The organism is Achromobacter sp. 46006 (assembly GCF_059761975.1).
The window spans coordinates 1-17,320 of record NZ_JCBANN010000062.1; the positions used below are offsets into that span (position 1 = coordinate 1).

The 17,320-nt window shown below is 67.5% G+C and carries 11 protein-coding genes; 2 read left to right on the forward strand and 9 right to left on the reverse strand.

Translation table 11 applies throughout. The features are described 5' to 3' along the window. From AC6LKG_RS22075 to AC6LKG_RS22085, 3 genes are all read right to left on the reverse strand, one after another. The coding region (locus AC6LKG_RS22075) for a S6 family peptidase (protein ID WP_498168167.1) at nucleotides 1-2,877 on the reverse strand (2,877 nt) is incomplete at its 3' end. Nucleotides 2,878-3,154: 277 nt separating this feature from the next. Beyond that, nucleotides 3,155-4,678, reverse strand: coding sequence for a MocR-like pyridoxine biosynthesis transcription factor PdxR (gene pdxR / locus AC6LKG_RS22080; protein WP_498168170.1), 1,524 nt, complete (start codon nucleotides 4,676-4,678; stop codon nucleotides 3,155-3,157). 285 nt (nucleotides 4,679-4,963) lie between these two features. Next, complete coding sequence (locus tag AC6LKG_RS22085; protein ID WP_498168172.1) at nucleotides 4,964-5,938, reverse strand: ABC transporter substrate-binding protein; 975 nt, start codon at nucleotides 5,936-5,938, stop codon at nucleotides 4,964-4,966. Between the two features lie 385 nt (nucleotides 5,939-6,323). Here AC6LKG_RS22085 and AC6LKG_RS22090 point away from each other — a divergent pair, with 385 nt between their 5' ends. Beyond that, the gene (locus tag AC6LKG_RS22090; RefSeq protein WP_498168174.1) at nucleotides 6,324-8,882 is read left to right on the forward strand and encodes an autotransporter family protein; all 2,559 of its coding nucleotides are present in this window, start codon (nucleotides 6,324-6,326) and stop codon (nucleotides 8,880-8,882) included. Nucleotides 8,883-8,917: 35 nt separating this feature from the next. Here AC6LKG_RS22090 and AC6LKG_RS22095 read toward each other — a convergent pair whose 3' ends face one another. The 6 genes from AC6LKG_RS22095 to AC6LKG_RS22120 form a co-directional block, all read right to left on the reverse strand. Beyond that, a complete protein-coding gene (locus AC6LKG_RS22095) occupies nucleotides 8,918-9,745 on the reverse strand; it encodes an ABC transporter permease subunit (protein ID WP_498168177.1) in 828 nt (275 codons plus the stop codon). Continuing rightward, nucleotides 9,738-10,574, reverse strand: a complete 837-nt coding sequence (locus AC6LKG_RS22100) for a taurine ABC transporter ATP-binding protein (RefSeq protein WP_049074125.1) — start codon at nucleotides 10,572-10,574, stop codon at nucleotides 9,738-9,740. Before AC6LKG_RS22100 ends, AC6LKG_RS22095 begins: the two co-directional genes overlap by 8 nt. Before the next feature lie 89 nt (nucleotides 10,575-10,663). Then, nucleotides 10,664-11,695: a taurine ABC transporter substrate-binding protein gene (gene tauA, locus AC6LKG_RS22105; protein ID WP_498168179.1), complete on the reverse strand. Its 1,032-nt coding sequence runs from the start codon at nucleotides 11,693-11,695 to the stop codon at nucleotides 10,664-10,666. 485 nt (nucleotides 11,696-12,180) lie between these two features. Continuing rightward, entirely contained in the window at nucleotides 12,181-12,726 is a 546-nt protein-coding gene (folE, locus tag AC6LKG_RS22110) for a GTP cyclohydrolase I FolE (RefSeq protein WP_498168181.1), read from the reverse strand. 101 nt (nucleotides 12,727-12,827) lie between these two features. Further along, on the reverse strand, nucleotides 12,828-13,484 hold the full coding sequence (locus AC6LKG_RS22115; RefSeq protein ID WP_498168183.1) for a response regulator: 657 nt from the start codon (nucleotides 13,482-13,484) through the stop codon (nucleotides 12,828-12,830). Further along, nucleotides 13,481-14,908 (reverse strand): cache domain-containing protein, encoded by a 1,428-nt coding sequence (locus tag AC6LKG_RS22120; protein ID WP_498168186.1) that lies wholly within the window; start codon nucleotides 14,906-14,908, stop codon nucleotides 13,481-13,483. The genes AC6LKG_RS22115 and AC6LKG_RS22120 overlap by 4 nt, the downstream gene beginning before the upstream one ends. 317 nt (nucleotides 14,909-15,225) lie before the next feature. On the opposite strand from AC6LKG_RS22120, the gene AC6LKG_RS22125 reads away from it, so the two are divergent. Continuing rightward, nucleotides 15,226-17,310, forward strand: coding sequence for a carbon starvation CstA family protein (locus AC6LKG_RS22125; protein ID WP_498168188.1), 2,085 nt, complete (start codon nucleotides 15,226-15,228; stop codon nucleotides 17,308-17,310). Nucleotides 17,311-17,320: the final 10 nt, after the last annotated feature.

Genomic DNA, 17,320 nt, shown 5'->3' on the forward strand with positions numbered 1-17,320 from the left:
GCCCAGCGTGATGCGGCTGGCGGCCGGGCTGGACAGGTCGCTGAACGAAAAGCTGCCCGGCGCCAGGCGCAGGGTCGTATTGTCGCCCTGCAACACGATGGCCTGGGTGAAGTAATGGGCCGGACCCGCGGGCGCGCCGGACAACGTCAGCACCGCGCCGTCCGCCAGCGTGACGGTGCCATCGTCGTACCAGCCGCCCGAGGCCGTGAGATGCGAATCGCGTTCCAGGGCCAAGGTACTGGCGGCGAACCGGCTGTGCGCCGTCAGCGCCGCCTGATCGGAAAGCACGCTGACGGTGCTGTCGCTGGCATCGATGGCGCCGTCGAATCTCTCGCGGATTTCCAACGTGGCGCTGTCCTGCAAGGTGACCTTTCCGTGGTAGCTGCTCTTGTCGGCATCCTTGGCGGCGATGGAACTGCCCCGTTCCGGTTCCTGCGTCAACGGGCTGCCATCGTTCCTGTCGATGTACAGCAGCGGGCTGCCCAGGATGACCTGCGCGCGGCGCGCGTCGATGTCGCCCTGCAGGTCGGCATTGCGCGCCAGGCGGAAAGTGGTGTCCGTCAGCGCCAGTTTGCCGAGGGTGAAATGGCGCGTTTCCCAATCCGGCTGGTCGAACGATACGGATTGGGTCAGCACCGAGTCATCGCCGAGATCCCGCAGCATCTGCGCGACATCCGGCGTATTGGTGGCATGGATGACGGGATGCCCCTGGAAAACCACTTCGCCCAGGCGCGCGCTGACGGCGTTGCCGCCGATGGCAATGTCGCCGTTGGCGATGAAGGCCGTGTTCGCCTGGTTGACGATGTCGACGTCGAGATTGTCTGTCAGGCTTCCCGCGAAAATGAATTCGGTGCGGGTGGGAAAGTATTCCCGCTTGCGCGCGTTGGCCAATTCCAGCGCGAGATTCTGGCGTTGTCCGGCGTATTCCCAGTAGTCGTCGCTGGTTAGGGTGGCCGCCGAAGGAACGGTCGCGAAGCTGTTCTGCTTCAGGACAAAATAGTTTACGCCGCGCCTGTACAGGTCGCCGCGTACCCCGGTACCGGGGCGGGACGGCATGATGATGTAGTCGGTGACCGCGGCGGGGGCGACCGGGCTCAGGTTGACCGTCACGCCGGCCTTTCGCGCGGCGCGGTTGGCGATCGTGGCGCCATGGTCCAGGGCGTTGTCGGCGAGCTGATTGAACGTGATGTCGTTGCCGTTGATGTCCAGCACGCCGCCGCGCGCACCCCACTGGATGCGGTCGGGATTGACCTGCCTGGCGTCGCCCAGCACGACTTCGGCGCGGCCGCTGGCAATGGTGATGCCGGCGAATGCCTGGACCTTGTCGTCAGCGTCCGGCCGTTGCGAGAGGATGACCTTGCCGTCACCCACCCGCAGGCCGCCCGGGTTGACGCCGGTGCCGCCGATGGCCAGGGTGCCGGCGCCAATCTTGTGCAGGTTGTCGCCGGCTACGCCATTGACGTTCCACGCGACCGTGACGTCCTGCTTCACGTCGATGCCTGCGCCCATCCAGGTCTGGTTCGTATCGGGGGAAACGGTGTAGTCGTTGTGGAAAGTCAGTGCGCCGGCGCCCTGGTTGACCGAGTCTTTCAGGCTGATCTGGCCGGCGCCCCTGCCGCTCGCGGTTCGAAAGGCGAGGTTCTTTCCCGCATCCAGGCCAGGGAAGTCGAGCGCGCTGTTGGTCAGCGCAAAGGTCGGCGACTTCTTGTAACCGTGCATGGTGTAGGAGGGGCCGGCTGTCTGTTGCAGGGTACCCGTGCCCTGGGTACTGTCGAAGGTCCAGGCCAGCGCCCCGTTGCCGGCCGTATGGATGACGTCCGGGTCGTTATCCTTGTTGAGGATGCTGTCGATGAAGTCATCGGGCAGGTGTGACCAATAGACGTAGCTGCCCTGCTCGGACATTTTCAGGTCCGCCGCCGTGCCGGCCACCACCCATTGTTCCTTCGCGGCGTCCCAGGCAAACAGGGGGGAGCCGCTGTCGCCTTGCTCCACGTATGACGGCAGCAGGCCCTTGTCTCCCTGGGCGATGACGAAAGTCTCGTTCGACCAGGTCGGCGTCACCATGCCGCCCGTCGCCCATCGGTAGGCATAGCCGAGATAGTGCTCGCCGTCCTTGAGGGGCATGTCGACAGGGTTGGGATCGACATCGGCCATGTTGACGCCCAGGTCTGGATTCGGGCCGACGAACTGGATACCCATGCCGACGCGGTAGAACAACGGAAACTGCTGGCGCTGCGCCTCTGTCCAGCGATCCCTGTCGTTGCCGTTCAGCGCCGACACCGGCGCCCGCGCCACCACGGACCTGGCGATGGGCGCGACGTCGGTCACCAGTTTGCTCATGCGGGTAAGGTCGAAATCCCATTCCTGGGTGTAATCGCGCACTACATGGTAATTGGGGTGCAGGTCTCTCCTGATCTGGGAGTACACGGTGCCGCCGAAGCGGGCCTCGTCGTGATCGACGTTGTGCGCCACGCCCACGGCATATTGGGGCGTGATCAGGGTTTCAATGGCGCGGTCGTTGCTGACGCTGGAAAAATCGATGAATGGGATGGCGGCGCTTGAATTGCCGCGCAGCGTGCCGTCCTTGTTGAGGATGGGAATGCCCAGGGCGCCGGGCTGGAAAGCCCCCTTGTTCTCGGCGAAATCGCGGTAGGTCTGGTAGGGAATGTCGATGCTGACGTAGCTGGCGCAGGCCGCGGCCGAAAACAGGGCGGCTGCCAGCAGCGGCAAGGCGGTGGCGAGCGTAGCACGCGAGCCCTGCCGCCGAGCGCGCCGGGTGCTGCCGGTGGCCGACCCGCGTTTGCGCGCCCGGCATACCTCGGATACCGGCACCAACTGGTTCTGATGGTTGTATTTGAGCGAGTGGACCTTGTTCATGGTGGGGGCTGCGGCCAGGAGGGAGAGGGGGGCCGTCGTGGCATTCGACGTCGGTTCAATCCGAGCGGCGGGCGTTTGCCGCGCCGTGCGTTCGGGGGGGCAGGCAGGCGCTGGCGGAAAGATTCCTGTGCGGAGTCTTCCCGTCATCCTTACTGGAGTGGAATTGAACTTGAGATTGGCGAGCCTGGCGCCGCAGCCGTCGATAAATCAGACGACTTCAGTCTCGGCGCGTTGCGCCGCAGCCTGAGGAACTTGGTACCGAAGAGGAGGGCGGCCGCTACGCGGCGGCCCGCAAGCGAAAGCGGTGCACCACCTGCGCCAGCTTCTCTATGCCCGGGCCGATATGCTCGGCGCGAATGGAGGTGAAGCCGACCCGCAGGAAGTTGCGCGGCGCGCCGGCCGCGTCCATGAAGAACACCTGGCCCGGCTCCACCACCACGCCTTCGGCCAGCGCGGTCTGCGCCAGCTCCGTGGCATCCAGCCATTGCGGACCCTTAAGCCAGCACGAGGACGAGCCGGTGATGGGCACGGCGCTGAAGTCGGGCAGCCAGCGCGCCAGCGCGTCCGCCAGTTCCGCCCCGCGCTTCTGGTACGCCTGCGACTGGCGCCGCAGCAGCGCATGGTGGTGGCCCAGCGAGATGAACAGCGAGAACGCGCGCTGGATATAGGCGGAGGGATGGCGCAGCATCAGGCGGCGCAGCGCGCGCAGTTCGGCGGTGAGTTCGCGCGGCGCGACGATATAGCCGATGCGCAGCCCCGGCGCGAACGACTTGGCCAGGCTGCCGACGTAGATCACGCGGCCGTCGCGGTCCAGGCTCTTGAGCGCCGGGATGGCGCCGTCGCCCCAGCGGCTTTCGCTCTCGAAGTCGTCTTCGATGATGAGGCTGTCGGCCTGGCGCGCCAGCGTCAGCAGTTCCTCGCGCCGCGCCGGCCCCAGGGTCACGGTGGTGGGGCACTGGTGGCCCGGCGTGACGAACACGTAGTCGCAGCCCAGCAGGTGGGTGCCGGTGCGCAGGCCCTGGTCGTCCACCGGCAACGGCAGCAGGTGCCGGGTATGGCTGGCGAAAATGTTGCGCGCATCGGGGTAGCCGGGGTCTTCCATGCCGACCACGGTGTCGTCGTTGACCAGTAGATCCGCCAGCAGGTAGAGCGCGTGCTGGGCGCCGACCGTGATGACGATTTCCTCGGCATCGGCCCACACGCCGCGGCGCGGCAGCACCTGGGTGCGGATCTGCTCGATCAGCGCGGTGTCGTCATGGGTGATGAGGTCGGGCGCCCAACTGCGGATGTCCAGCACCGACAGGGCCTTGATGCAGCATTCGCGCCACTCGGCGGTGGGGAACAGGTCCTGGTCGAATTGGCCATAGACGAAGGGGTAGGGCTGCTTCTGCCAGTCGCGCGGCTTGACGATGTTGCGCTGGCGGCTGGGGCGAAAGCGCAGCCGTTCTTCCCAGCGCACGTGATCGGCCGACGGCGCCGCATCCATGTCCGCGGGCGGGGGCGTGGCGCGGCCGTCGAGCACGCCGTCGTGGACGAAATGGCCGCTGCGTTCGCGCGATTCCAGGTAGCCTTCGCTGACCAGTTGCTGGTAGGCGAACACCACGGTGTTGCGGGCGATGCGCAACTGGTCGGCCAGGTAGCGGCTGGACGGCACCGGCGCGCCAGGCGGCAGGTGGCCGCTGAGGATCGCCGACACCAGCATCTGCCGTACGCGGCCCTGCAGGCTGAGGTTGGGGGCGCTTTCGCGTTCGAACAGGCGTTCCCACAACACCGGCTTGAGCATCGAGGCCTGGCTGGACATGGCGGCTCCTTGTAGTGGCGGCGCGTCCCGGCCGGCGCGGGCGCGGGCGCGAGGCGCCAGACATGACCAGGGACGGAACCCCCAGGATAGAGGAGCGGCATGGACGAAAGGAATGCGGGATTGCCCTGCCGGGGATTCCGGCTTGAACACGCTGATGGAAAAATGGAACGGCAGCCGTCCGTTAATCCAGGTCGGATGCGCGATTCTCCATGGGCGTTGGGGCGCAGGTACCGCGCCGGCCTGCCGGCGGCGCGCTGGCGTTGGCAAGGCTGGTGCAGCGCGATGTTACCGCGCCGTCCGCATGATACGGGTCTGCCAGGCGGCCACCATCGCGCCAAGCTGTTCGGGCGAGAATCCGGTCCAGTCCACCGGGATCACGGAGGCGGCGACATCGGGGGACAGCAGCGGAATACGGGCCCGCACGGCGTCGCTGACCTGGGTCTTCTGATTCGATGGCGCATAGAACATGGCTTGCGCGAAGGCCTGCTGCGCCTGCGGGCTCAGCGAATAATTGATGAAGGCCTGCGCGGCCTCGCTGTTGGGGCGGTCCGCCACCTGGGCGATCATGAGCGTCACGACGACCGTGCCTTCCGTGGGTACTGTCGTGGCATAGCCCTCCAGCGTGGCCTTGTGGGTTTCGCTGCGGGAATTCCAGCCCACCGCCAGCAGTGCCTGGCGGTGGGCGACCAGCCAGTACTGGCTGGGACGGGGCGTCCAGGTCAGGACATTGGGCCCGAGCTGTTCCAGGTAGGCGAAGCCCGGTTCGAAACTCGCGGCGTTGTCTGGCATCCCCGCAAGGCGGTTCGCCAGCAGTGTCAGCGCGATCATGCTGCCGTCGAGTCCGGCGTTGGCCGCGATGGTGAGCTTGCCGCGGTACTTCGGGTCCCACATCTCGCGCCAACTGGCGGGCGGTCTGGAAAATGCCGACTCGGCGTAGACCAGGTTCATGGTGTCGTGCATCGCGGGCAACGCCCACAGACCAAGCTCGCGGCCCAGCGGGCCCAGGTCCGCGGCATTGGGAATCAGCCGCGGATCCATGGGCGTGATGAGGCCCTCGCGCTGGGCCTGGCGCGCGTTGGCGGGGTCCAGGATAACCACGTCGATCCGTGGTCCCATTCTTTGCGAACGCAGTACCGACATGGCATTGCGCGAATCGCGCACTGGGTAGTAGCTGACCTGGATGTCGGGATGCTGTGCCTCGAACGGGCGGATCACCGCGCGCGTGTACTTTTCGTCGAAGGCGTCCACCCCGGAGGCCATGACGCTGATCTGTATCGGGGCGCCAGCCCGCGCGGGGCATGCAGGCAAGGCGGCCGCCGCGCTCGCGACGACAAGGGCCAAAAGCAGGCGGCGCATGACACGCTCCATTCGAGAGACTCCCTGGGCGCACTGACTTACGGCTATCGGACCGGCCGCGTTCTAGCGCCGCAATACTGTTTCATGCGACAGGACGGGCACGCATGGCACAAACAATCGGAGTTTAGGAACTGTCTGATATTGCCGACAAGCGGTTTCTTGGAACATGGCGTCTTGAACAACGCATGACTCCATTGCGAGCACTCTCGATACTCTGTTACGCCAGTCCAGCGTGAATGATGGCGTAGCAAGGGGGCGGCCTGGCCGCGGGAGCCCGGAGCCTATCGTCATGTCGTCCCGCCCCATTCCGTTCTTGCTGGCCGCACTCGGCGCCGCCCTGTTCGCGCTAGCCCCCCGGGCGCATGCCGCGCCATTGAAGATCACGGAAAAATCCACCGTCCAACAACTGACGCTGCTGCCGGCGGTGCCGATCAACTACAGCGGACCGGGCGCCGCGCTCGAAGTGTCGAGCCCGACCGGCGTGATGACGGTCGACGCCAACGTGATCAATGCGGGCGCCCCGGACACGACAACCGTGGGTGCGTTGGTCACGAGGGGCTCGATGCTCGTGCGGGATGCCGAGATTGTCACGCAGGGCCAGGCCAGTCACGGATTGAAGGTCGCCGCGGACCAGGGGGGACCCGCCAGCATCAGCGCGACACGCACGCGCATCGAGACCTTCGGCGACCAGGCCTTTGGCGCGCTGGTGGAAAACGCGGGCGGACGCCTCGACCTGGACGACGTTTCGATTGTCACGCACGGTGGCGCGACGACCGGCCTGTTCGTGAGGGGAGGGGGAGCCCAGCTAGCGGCGACCGGCAGCAAGGTCACCGCTAGCGGCAACGGCGCCGAGGTCATGGACAACGGCAGCCTGCGCCTGGATGCGACCCGGCTCGATGTCGTCGGCCGCCATGCCTGGGGCATCGCCAGCTATGCTTCCGCGCCGGGCACTCGCAATAGCATTTCGCTGTCCGCGGGCAGCCGCATCGAAATGCAGGACGGCGCCGGCCTGATGACGGCCGGGGGCGACCATCAGTTCACACTGGATTCGGCGACGATCACGGGACGCGCCGGCGGCGCGAGCGATAGCGGCATCCTGCTGCATTCACAGTCGACTGAGCAGGCTGGGGTGCGCGTTCCAGCCGGCACGACCACGCCCATCGATATCGCCACGGGCAGGGTCGGATTAAACGCGATGGCCTCGCAACTGACGGGTGACGTACTCATGGAGAGCGGCACCGCCGATATCGCGCTCGCGCGTGGATCGACGCTGACGGGCGCGCTGGTCGAGCGCAAGGGGGCGCGTGTGGCCCGGCTGGCGTTGGATGCGTCCAGCACTTGGCGCGTGCGCGGCGACTCCTCGCTGGCGACGTTGGACAATGCCGGTACCGTTGCCTTCGTTGCTCCCGGCGCCTCCGGCGGCTTCAAGACCGTGACGGTCGACCATTACGTGGGAGGCGGCCTGCTGGTGCTGAATACGCGCATGGGCGATGATGCATCGCCCACGGACCGGCTGGTCATCAACGGCGGCAGCACGACGGGCGATACCGCGCTGCGGATCGTCGACGCGGGAGGCAGCGGCGGCCAGACGCGGCAGGGCATACGGCTGGTGCAGACCGTGAATGGCGGCACCACAACGGCCAATGCGTTTCACCTGGACGCCGGCTCGACCGGATTTCGCGCCAGTTCGGGCACGCTGGCCGTGAACGGCTATGAATACAGCCTGGCGCGCGGAGGCAAAGGGGGCGTCGCCGCCGACTGGTATCTGACGTCGGCATACGGGACGCCGCAGGAATCGATACCGCCCTTGGCGCCTTCAGACGGGGCCGCGCAAGCCGGCGCCAATGCCGGGGCCGCGGCGGGGCCCGCGAACGGCCGCATCAGGAACATCTCTCCCGAGAGTGGTGCGTACGTCGGCAACCAGATTGCCAGCCAGCGGTTCTTCATGCATGGCATGCAGGATCGGGCGACGGCCGCCGCGGCTGATGGCCAGGGAACCTGGACGCGGGTCGTGGCGCGACGGGACAATGGCATGCGCATGCGCGACGGCGACGATGACATCGCCATCGATAGCTCGGTGTTGCAGATGGGCGGCGACCTGCTGCACGCCTTTTTGGGTGAAGAGGCGGCGATCCATGCGGGCGTGATGGGCGGCTATGGCGAGGCGCGTGTGCGCTCGCTCGCCACGATTCTGCCGGCGGGCGCATCCCGGCCGGTACGGATAAGCGCGCGTGGCAAGGTGTCCGGCTATTCAGTGGGCGCCTACGCCACCGTCTACCAGGATGACCTGACCCGCGTGGGAGCCTATGCCGATGTCTCGCTGCAGTATGGCCGCTACACCAACCAGCTTGGCAGTGAACTGGGATCGGCGCGCTACCGCGCCGACACGTGGACCTCGGCGTTCGAGACCGGATACGCGCTTCATCCGTTCGCCGCCGGCTCGGCGTTGGGCAGCCTGGTGGTGCAACCGAAGGTGCAGGTGGCATACAGTCACTATGACGCGCAGGCTGCCTCTTTGCCGGGCTCGCGTATTGCTGGCGCCACGGAAAACACCTGGCTTGCGCGTAGCGGGGTGCGCCTCTATTCCGGGGTTGCATCCGGCGACGGCCGTTCTGCCGTGCAGCCCTACCTGGAGGTCGATTGGCTGCATCGCGGCGATGGGCCTTCGGTGCGGATGGGGCCGAACGAGTTCGAAGCCGCGCCCATGCGGGACGCGATGGAACTGGCCGCGGGCGTGCATGGTGTTCTGGGCAAGGCGGTCACGCTGTCCGCGCAACTGGCGGGCGAGGTGGGCAGTCAGCACCGGCATGGTTATGGCGGTGAGATCGATATCGGCTATCACTGGTAGGGCGCGGCATCGCGCCGCGCCCGGTGAACCAGCGTTCAGATCCGCCCCTTCCACGGAATCGCGAACCTCTCCAGATACCGCACCAGCAGATCGAACGCGAACGCGAACACGCCGATCACGATGATGCCCATGATGACCGTGTCGCTGGCCAGGAACTGCGCGGCGTTCAGCACCATGAAGCCCAGCCCGCGGTCCGCCGCCACCATTTCGGCGGCCACCAGCGTGGTCCAGCCCACGCCGATGCCGATGCGCATGCCGGTGAAGATCTCGGGCATGGCGGCCTTCAGGATCACGTGCCAGACGATCTGCATGCGGCTGCCGCCCATGGCGTAGGCGGCGTGGATCTGCTCGATCGACACCGAGCGCACGCCGGCCCGCGCGGCGATTGCCATGGGCGCGAAGATGGCCAGATAGATCAGCAGGATCTTGGGGAACTCGCCGATGCCGAACCAGATGATGATGAGCGGCAGGTAGGCCAGCGGCGGCAGCGGGCGGTAGAACTCGATCGGCGGATCGAAGATGCCGCGGGCGTAGCGGTTCACGCCCATCAGGATGCCGACCGGAATGGCGGTGGCGCAGGCCAGGAAGAATGCGGAAAACACCCGCGTCAGGCTGGCCAGGGCGTGCTCGGCCAGGGTCGAGTTGGCCACGCCCTCGGTCATGGCGGACACGAACTTGCCGTATACCGCCTGCGGCGACGGCAGGAACAGCGGCTTGACCCAGCCGGCGTTGGTGGCCAGGAACCACAGCGCCAGCAGCGCGATGCTGGTCAGCAGGCTGATGTGGCCGCTGTAGCCGGCGCCCGGCGCGCCATACACCTTGCCGGGCGCGGCGGGCCGGCGGCCGCCCAGGCCGCTAGGCATGGACGGCCTGCGCGTCGGCGGCGGCAAGCTCGTCGCCATAGATGATGCCGAGGACTTGCTCGCGCATGGCGATGAAGTCGGGACTTGATTTGATGCCGCGGCCATCGCGCGTCTCCAGGTAGCGCCGGTTGAAGTCCGGCTGGAAGGTGTGGGTGATGCGTCCGGGGCGCGGCGACATGACGATCAGCCGCGAGCCCAGGAACAGCGCCTCTTCCACGCTATGGGTGATGAAGAAGAACATCTTGCCGGTCTGGCGCCAGATATCCAGCAGCAGCTCCTGGATAGTCTCGCGCGTCAGCGCGTCCAGCGCCGCCATCGGCTCGTCCATCAGCAGCATGGCCGGATCGCAGGTCAGGGCGCGGGCGATGCCGACGCGTTGCTGCATGCCGCCGGACAACTGATAGATCATGTGGCGGTGAAAGTCCTTCAGGCCCACCAGCTCCAGGTTGCGACGGGCGCGGGCGCGGCGGGTCTCCTTGTCCACGCCTTGCAGCTTGAGGCCGAATTCGGTGTTCTCCAGCACGTTCAGCCAGGGCAGCAGCGCGTGCTTCTGGAACACCACGCCGCGGTCGGCGCCGGGGCCGGTGATGGGCCTGCCGCCCAAGGTGATCTCGCCGTCGGTAGGCGACAGGAACCCGGCCAACAGGCTAAGCAGCGTGGTCTTGCCGCAGCCGGAGGCGCCCAGCGCGACGACGAATTCGCCGGGTTCGATGGTCAGGTTGACGTCCTGCAGCGCGATCACCGGTCCGCTGTCGTGCAGGCCGGGGTAGGTGACGCTGACGTGGTCCGCGCGCAGGGCCTGCGCGGCGGGCGTGGCGGGTGGAGTCATGCGGGGTCCCCTTGCATGGTGCGACGCCCGCGGCCAGGCGGGCGCCGGGACCGGGCGCGGCTTGCGGCGCGCCCGGCGCATCGCCGCGGCTATTTGGCGGCCGCTTTGGCGTACTGGTCGGTGACATGGGCGCTGTAGTCGGCCAGCGCCTTGTCGATCTGCTTCTGGTCCTTCAGGAATTTCGCGCTGGCGGCGAAGGCGCGCGCCGCGCCCGATTCCTTGCCGCCGCCCAGCCATTCGGGCGATGCCTGTTCCTGGGCGGTTGGGAACGTCAGCAGCTTGAGCGCGGCGGCCACGTCGTCGGGCTTGCCGCCGATCAGCTTGACGATGCTCTTGACCTTGGCCGAATCGGCGGTCCAGGCGGCCGGGTTGGCGCGATAGGCGGCGTACGACTTGGCCAGCACGGCGGTGAAGGCGGCCATGAACTTGGGGTTCTTGGCGGCCCAGGCGCGGTCCACCACCAGGCCGTCGAAGGTCGGCACGCTGGCGCGGCCGATGGCTTCGGAGTCGGCGATGACCTTGCCCGTCTTCTCGATCTCGGTCAGGGCGGGCGGCCAGACGTAGGCGGCGTCGATGTCGCCGCGCTGCCAGGCGGCGACGATCTGCGGCGGCTGCATGTTCAGGATGCGCACGTCGCGCGGGTTGATCTTCCAGACCTGTTCCAGCCCCACCAGCAGGTGGAAGTGCGAGGTCGACACGAACGGCGTGGCGACGCGCTTGCCCTTCAGGTCGGCGGTGCCGTTGATGCCCGAGCCGTTGCGCGCCACCAGCGCCTCCGATTTGCCGATGTTGTCCAGGACCCAGAACAGTTCCAGGTCGACGCCGCGGGTGGCGGCCGAGGTGATGCCGGTGGAGCCGAGCACGCCGACCGGCACGTTGCCCGAAGCCAGGGCGGTGGAAATGTCGCCGCCCGAGGTGAACTGGCGCCAGTCGACCTGGTAGCCGGCCTCTTTGAGGGCGGCATCGAAGCTGCCGTCGGCAATGGCCGTGAGGAAGGGGCCGACGATGAGCTGGTAGCCGACGGTCAGGCGGGTCTGGGCATGGGCGGGCGCGGCCAGCAGGGTGGCGGCGGCCAGGCCGGCGAGGATGCCACGGCGGATGAGGCGGTAAATCGCGTTCATGGTGAGCTCCGATAGGGAATGGGCCGCGCCCCGACGCGACCGGCTTGTGCCGGTGCGGCCAGTGGTGCCAGTTTGCCCGGATGGAGCCACAGCGCTAGGGCCAGATGCCGTATTCGATAGGAGCCAATAGGGATTATTGGGACCCCCACGCCGCGCGCTACGCGCTTGCTGCCCCCCAAGGGGGCTGTCCCACCTTGGGGCGGCCCGGCGGTGGGACCCCCCACGCCGCGCGCTGCGCGCTTGCTGCCCCCCAAGGGGGCTGTCCCACCTTGGGGCGGCCCGGCGGTGGGACCCCCCACGCCGCGCGCTACGCGCTTGCTGCCCCCCAAGGGGGCTGTCCCACCTTGGGGCGGCCCGGCGGTGGGACGGAGGGCGGGCGTTCTTGTGCGGGGCCGTCGGTTCTGGCGGGCCCTAGTCTTTTTGGCGGAGAATGCGCAAAAAAACCGTCCCCTTGGGGACGGCCGCTACTGGTGATGCGGGGGCGTTCAGCGGATCAGGCTGAGGAATTCGGCGCGGGTCGACGGGTTTTGGTGGAATTCGCCCAGCATCACCGAGGTGACCATGGACGAATTCTGCTTTTCGACGCCGCGCATCATCATGCACATGTGCTGGGCCTCGATCACAACGGCCACGCCGGCGGCGCCGGTGACGGACTGCACCGCCTCGGCCACCTGGCGGCTGAGGTTTTCCTGGATCTGCAGGCGGCGGGCGTACATCTCGACGATGCGCGCCACCTTCGACAGGCCCAGCACCTTGCCGTTGGGCAGATAGGCCACATGCGCCTTGCCGATGAAAGGCAGCATGTGGTGTTCACAGAGCGAATACAGCTCGATGTTCTTGACCAGCACGATCTCGCGGGTGTCGGACGTGAACAGCGCGCCGTTGACGATTTCGTCCAGGTTCTGGTGGTAGCCGCGGCACAAGTGGCGCATGGCCTTGGCCGCGCGCGCCGGCGTGTCGGCCAGGCCTTCGCGGGACGGATCTTCCCCCAGGGCTTCGAGAATGGCGGTGTAGTGCGTTTCCAATGACATTGGGGGACTCCAGAGGCTGCGCGCCGGCAACGGCGATGAACACGCAAGTCTACCCCAGCGCCGGCGCCTTCCGCACCCGGGAAACCCGGCGGCCAATGGGGTTATATGCCGCGGTTCTCCACCGCGTACTTGATCAGTTCGGCCTGGCCGTCGATGCCCAGCTTGCGCTTGATGTTCAGGCGGTGGGTTTCGACCGTGCGCACCGACAGGCCCAGCGCCTGGGCGATCTGCTTGTTGGCGTGGCCGCTGGCGATGTGGCGCAGCACGTCGCGCTCGCGCTGCGTCAGCAGGGTGGCGGGGGCGCTGGCCTGCGACAGGCGCAGCGACACGGCGGCGCTGAAGTAGCTGCGACCGGTCATGACCGTGTCGATGGCGGCCAGGATCTCCTGGGCCGGTTCGTCCTTGAGCAGGTAGCCGCGGGCGCCGGCGCGCACCGCCTGCAACATGTATTCGGGGTTGTCGTGCATCGACAGCACCAGCACCGCGATCTGCGGATAGCGCTCGTGCAGTTGGCCGGTCAGTTCCAGGCCGCCCACGCCCGGCATGTTCAGGTCCATCAGCACCAGTTGCGGCAGGGTGCCGCCCTGCGGATCCTCGGCCACGCAGGCTTGCAAAAAGGCCAGCGCGGCGGCGGCGTTGCCGGCTTCGCCCACCACCTGCAGGTGGGGCACGGTTTCCAGGCGCAGGCGCAGGCCGTCGCGCACCAGCGGGTGGTCGTCGATCAGCAACAGTCGGATGGGGGAGCCAGGGTCGGTCATGCGGGTCGGGAAGCGTCGGAGGCGTCGGAGAAGGGCGGCGGCAACGGCAGCCAGGCCTGCAGGGTGGTGCCCTGGCCGGATGTATCGAAAACGAGGCTGCCGGACAGCGCGGTCATGCGCTCGCGCATGTTGCGCAGGCCGATGCCGCGCCGCGGGTCCTGCTGCACTTCGGCGTAGTCGAAGCCGCGGCCGTCGTCGCGGATGGTCAGGCGCAGGTCGCGGTCGGTGTAGGCCAGGGTCAGGTCGGCGCGGCGCGCGCCGGCGTGGCGCGCCACGTTGGTCAGGGCTTCCTGGGCGACGCGGAACAGGGCGGTGGCGTAGGCCTCGGGCAGCTTCACCGGCTCGCCCTGGGTCGACAATCGCACGGTCAAGGAGGCGGCGCCGTGCTGGCTGGCGCCGGCGAATTCGCGGCCCAGGTGCTCCAGCGCGGCCGGCAGGCCCAGGTCGTCCAGCAGGGTGGGGCGCAGGTTGTGCGAGATGCGGCGCACCTCGCCCAATGCGGTATTGAGGCGGTCGAGCGCGCCGCCCAGCGGCGTGTCGATGTGGGCCAGCGCGCGCGGCTCGGCGCCCAGGGCCTGGCGTACCCGTTCGCGCGCGGCCTCCAGCGCCAGCTTGATCGACACCAGCACCTGGCTGATGCCGTCGTGCAGCTCGCGCGACAGGCGTGCCCGTTCGTCTTCCTGCGAGCGCACCAGTTGCTGTGCCATCAGCCGCAGCTTGGCATCGGATTGGCGGTGGTCGCTGATATTGAGAGCCAGGCCGCAAGCCGCCACCCCCAGGATCGAGACCGCGGCGATGCCGGCGACCCAGGCGAACATGTTGCGGATGTTGGCCTGGGCGGCGGCGTCGATGTGCGCCAGCGCCTGCTCGACGTCGTCCAGGTAGATGCCGGTGCCGAGCATCCAGCCCCAGCGTTCCAGCACCACCACGTAACCGAGCTTTTCCACCATCTGGTGGGTCGAGGGCTTTTCCCACTGGTAGTGCACGGCCTCGCCCTGGCTGCCGCCGCGGCGGGCGGCGGCCAGCAGGTTCTGGATCACCGGCTGCCCCTGGGTGTCGCGCAGGTTCCAGAGATCCTGGCCGACCAGTTCGGGCTGGCGCGGGTGCATCAGGTTCCTGCCCTTCAGGTCGTAGACGAAGAAATAGCCGTCGTGGCCGAATTCCATCTGCGCCAGCAGCGCCAGCGCGCGCTCGCGGGCGGCATCGCCGTCGCTGGCGTCCTGCAACGGGGCAATCGCGCTGTAGGCCAGGCTGACGTAGTGGCGCAGCTCGCTTTCCTTGCTGCCGAGCCAGGCGCTTTCCACCACCTCTTTCTCGCGCTGGGCCAGTTGCAGGCCCTGCACGTAGACGGCCACGGCAATGGCCGCCAGCGCCACCAGCAGGGGGACGGCGGCCAGCAGCAGGATTTTCAGGCGCAGCTTCATCAGGGGATTTGTATCAGCGCCGAATGCGCGTGTTGCGGTGCATCAAGAAAAAAGGGCCCAGGCCGGACATGAGTTCGCGCCGCCGATTTTACGATCCCGGCGGGGAATATGCTGCGGCGCATTCCGTAGTAACACGTAGCGTGCTTGCGTAGTTCCGCGCTTGTTGGGTCCGGGGCAAACCGAAATACTAACGCCCGCGTCGACCGGACGCCGCGCGGACGCTTGCGTCCGCCACCCCACAACAACGAGTCTGCCTGCCCGCGGGACGAAAAAAGCGTTGCACGCCAAAAGCATGGCGGGAGGCAAGAGGAGCACTTATGCAAACCAGCAGTAAGGGACTGGGTCAGCACCTGGTCTGGCTGGCGGTTGCGGTACTGGGCGCGTTCGCGCTCGGCACCGTGGCGCTGGCCAGAGGGGAGACCATCAACGCGCTATGGGTGGTGATCGCCGCCGTCTGCGTGTACTTGATCGCCTATCGTTATTACAGCCGCTTCATCGCCAACAAGGTGTTCCGCCTTGATCCGACGCGCATGACGCCGGCCTGGAAGTACAACGACGGCCTGGACTACGTGCCGACCAACAAGCACGTGCTGTTCGGCCACCACTTCGCCGCCATCGCTGGCGCCGGCCCGCTGGTCGGCCCGGTGCTGGCCGCGCAGATGGGCTACCTGCCGGGCATGCTGTGGATCCTGGCCGGCGTGGTGTTCGCCGGCGCCGTGCAGGACTTCACCATCCTGTTCATCTCGACGCGCCGCGATGGCCGCTCGCTGGGCGACCTGGTCAAGTCCGAGCTGGGCAGGATTCCGGGCGTGATCGCACTGTTCGGCGCCTTCATGATCATGGTCATCATCCTGGCAGTGCTGGCGCTGATCGTGGTCAAGGCGCTGACGCACTCGCCGTGGGGCACCTTCACGGTGGCCGTCACCATTCCCATCGCGCTCTTCATGGGCGTGTACCTGCGCTACATCCGCCCGGGCAAGATCGGCGAGGTGTCCATCATCGGCTTCGTCGGCCTGATGGCCGCCATCGTGTTCGGCCAGGATGTGGCCGCGCATCCGGTGATCGGCCCGATGTTCGACTTCGACGGCAAGGGCCTGACCTGGATCCTGATCGTCTACGGCTTCATCGCCTCGGTGCTGCCGGTGTGGCTGCTGCTCGCGCCGCGCGATTATCTGTCGACCTTCCTGAAGATCGGCACCATCGTCGGCCTGGCCATCGGCATCGTGGTGGTCGCGCCCGAGCTGAAAATGCCGGCGCTGACGCAGTTCGTGGACGGCTCCGGCCCGGTGTGGTCGGGCAACCTGTTCCCGTTCCTGTTCATCACCATCGCCTGCGGCGCGGTGTCCGGCTTCCATGCGCTGATCTCGTCGGGCACCACGCCCAAGCTGATCGAGAACGAAACCCAGGCCCGCTATATCGGCTACGGCGGCATGCTGATGGAATCGTTCGTCGCCATCATGGCGCTGGTGGCCGCCTGCGTGATCGAGCCGGGCATCTACTACGCCATGAACAGCCCCGCGGCCGTCATCGGCACCACCCCTGACCAGGTCGCCCAGGTGGTGTCCAGTTGGGGCTTCGTGGTGACGCCGGCCGACCTGGTGCAGACCGCCAAGGACGTGGGCGAAAGCACCATCATCTCGCGCGCCGGCGGCGCGCCGACGCTGGCCGTGGGCATGGCGCACATCCTGCACCAGGCCATCGGCGGCCCCAGCATGATGGCGTTCTGGTACCACTTCGCGATCCTGTTCGAAGCGCTGTTCATCCTGACGGCGGTGGACGCCGGCACCCGCGCGGGCCGCTTCATGCTGCAGGACCTGCTGGGCACCTTCGCGCCGTCGCTCAAGCGCACCGAGTCGCTGCCCGCCAACCTGATCGCCACCGGACTGTGCGTGGCGGCCTGGGGCTACTTCCTGTACCAGGGCGTGGTCGACCCGCTGGGCGGCATCAACACGCTGTGGCCGCTGTTCGGCATCGCCAACCAGATGCTGGCCGCGATCGCGCTGACGCTCGGCACCGTGGTGCTGTTCAAGATGAAGCGCGACCGCTACGCCTGGGTCACCGTGTTGCCGACGCTGTGGCTGCTGGCGTGCACGCTGACCGCCGGCTGGCAGAAGCTGTTCCATGCCGATCCCAAGGTCAGCTTCCTGGCGCACGCGGCCAAGTACAACGCCGCCATCGCCGAAGGCAAGGTGCTGGCTCCGGCCAAGTCGCTGGCGCAAATGTCGCGCGTGGTGTTCAACGACTACATCAACGCCGGCCTGTGCGCGATTTTCATGTTCGTGGTGGTCAGCATCGTGGTGTTCGGCATCCGCTCGGTGCAGCGCGCCCGCGCCGAGAACCAACCGACCGCGCGCGAGACGCCCTATGAAACCCTGCCGGCCGTGGCCGCCGGCGCGGACTGACGCCAGGAGG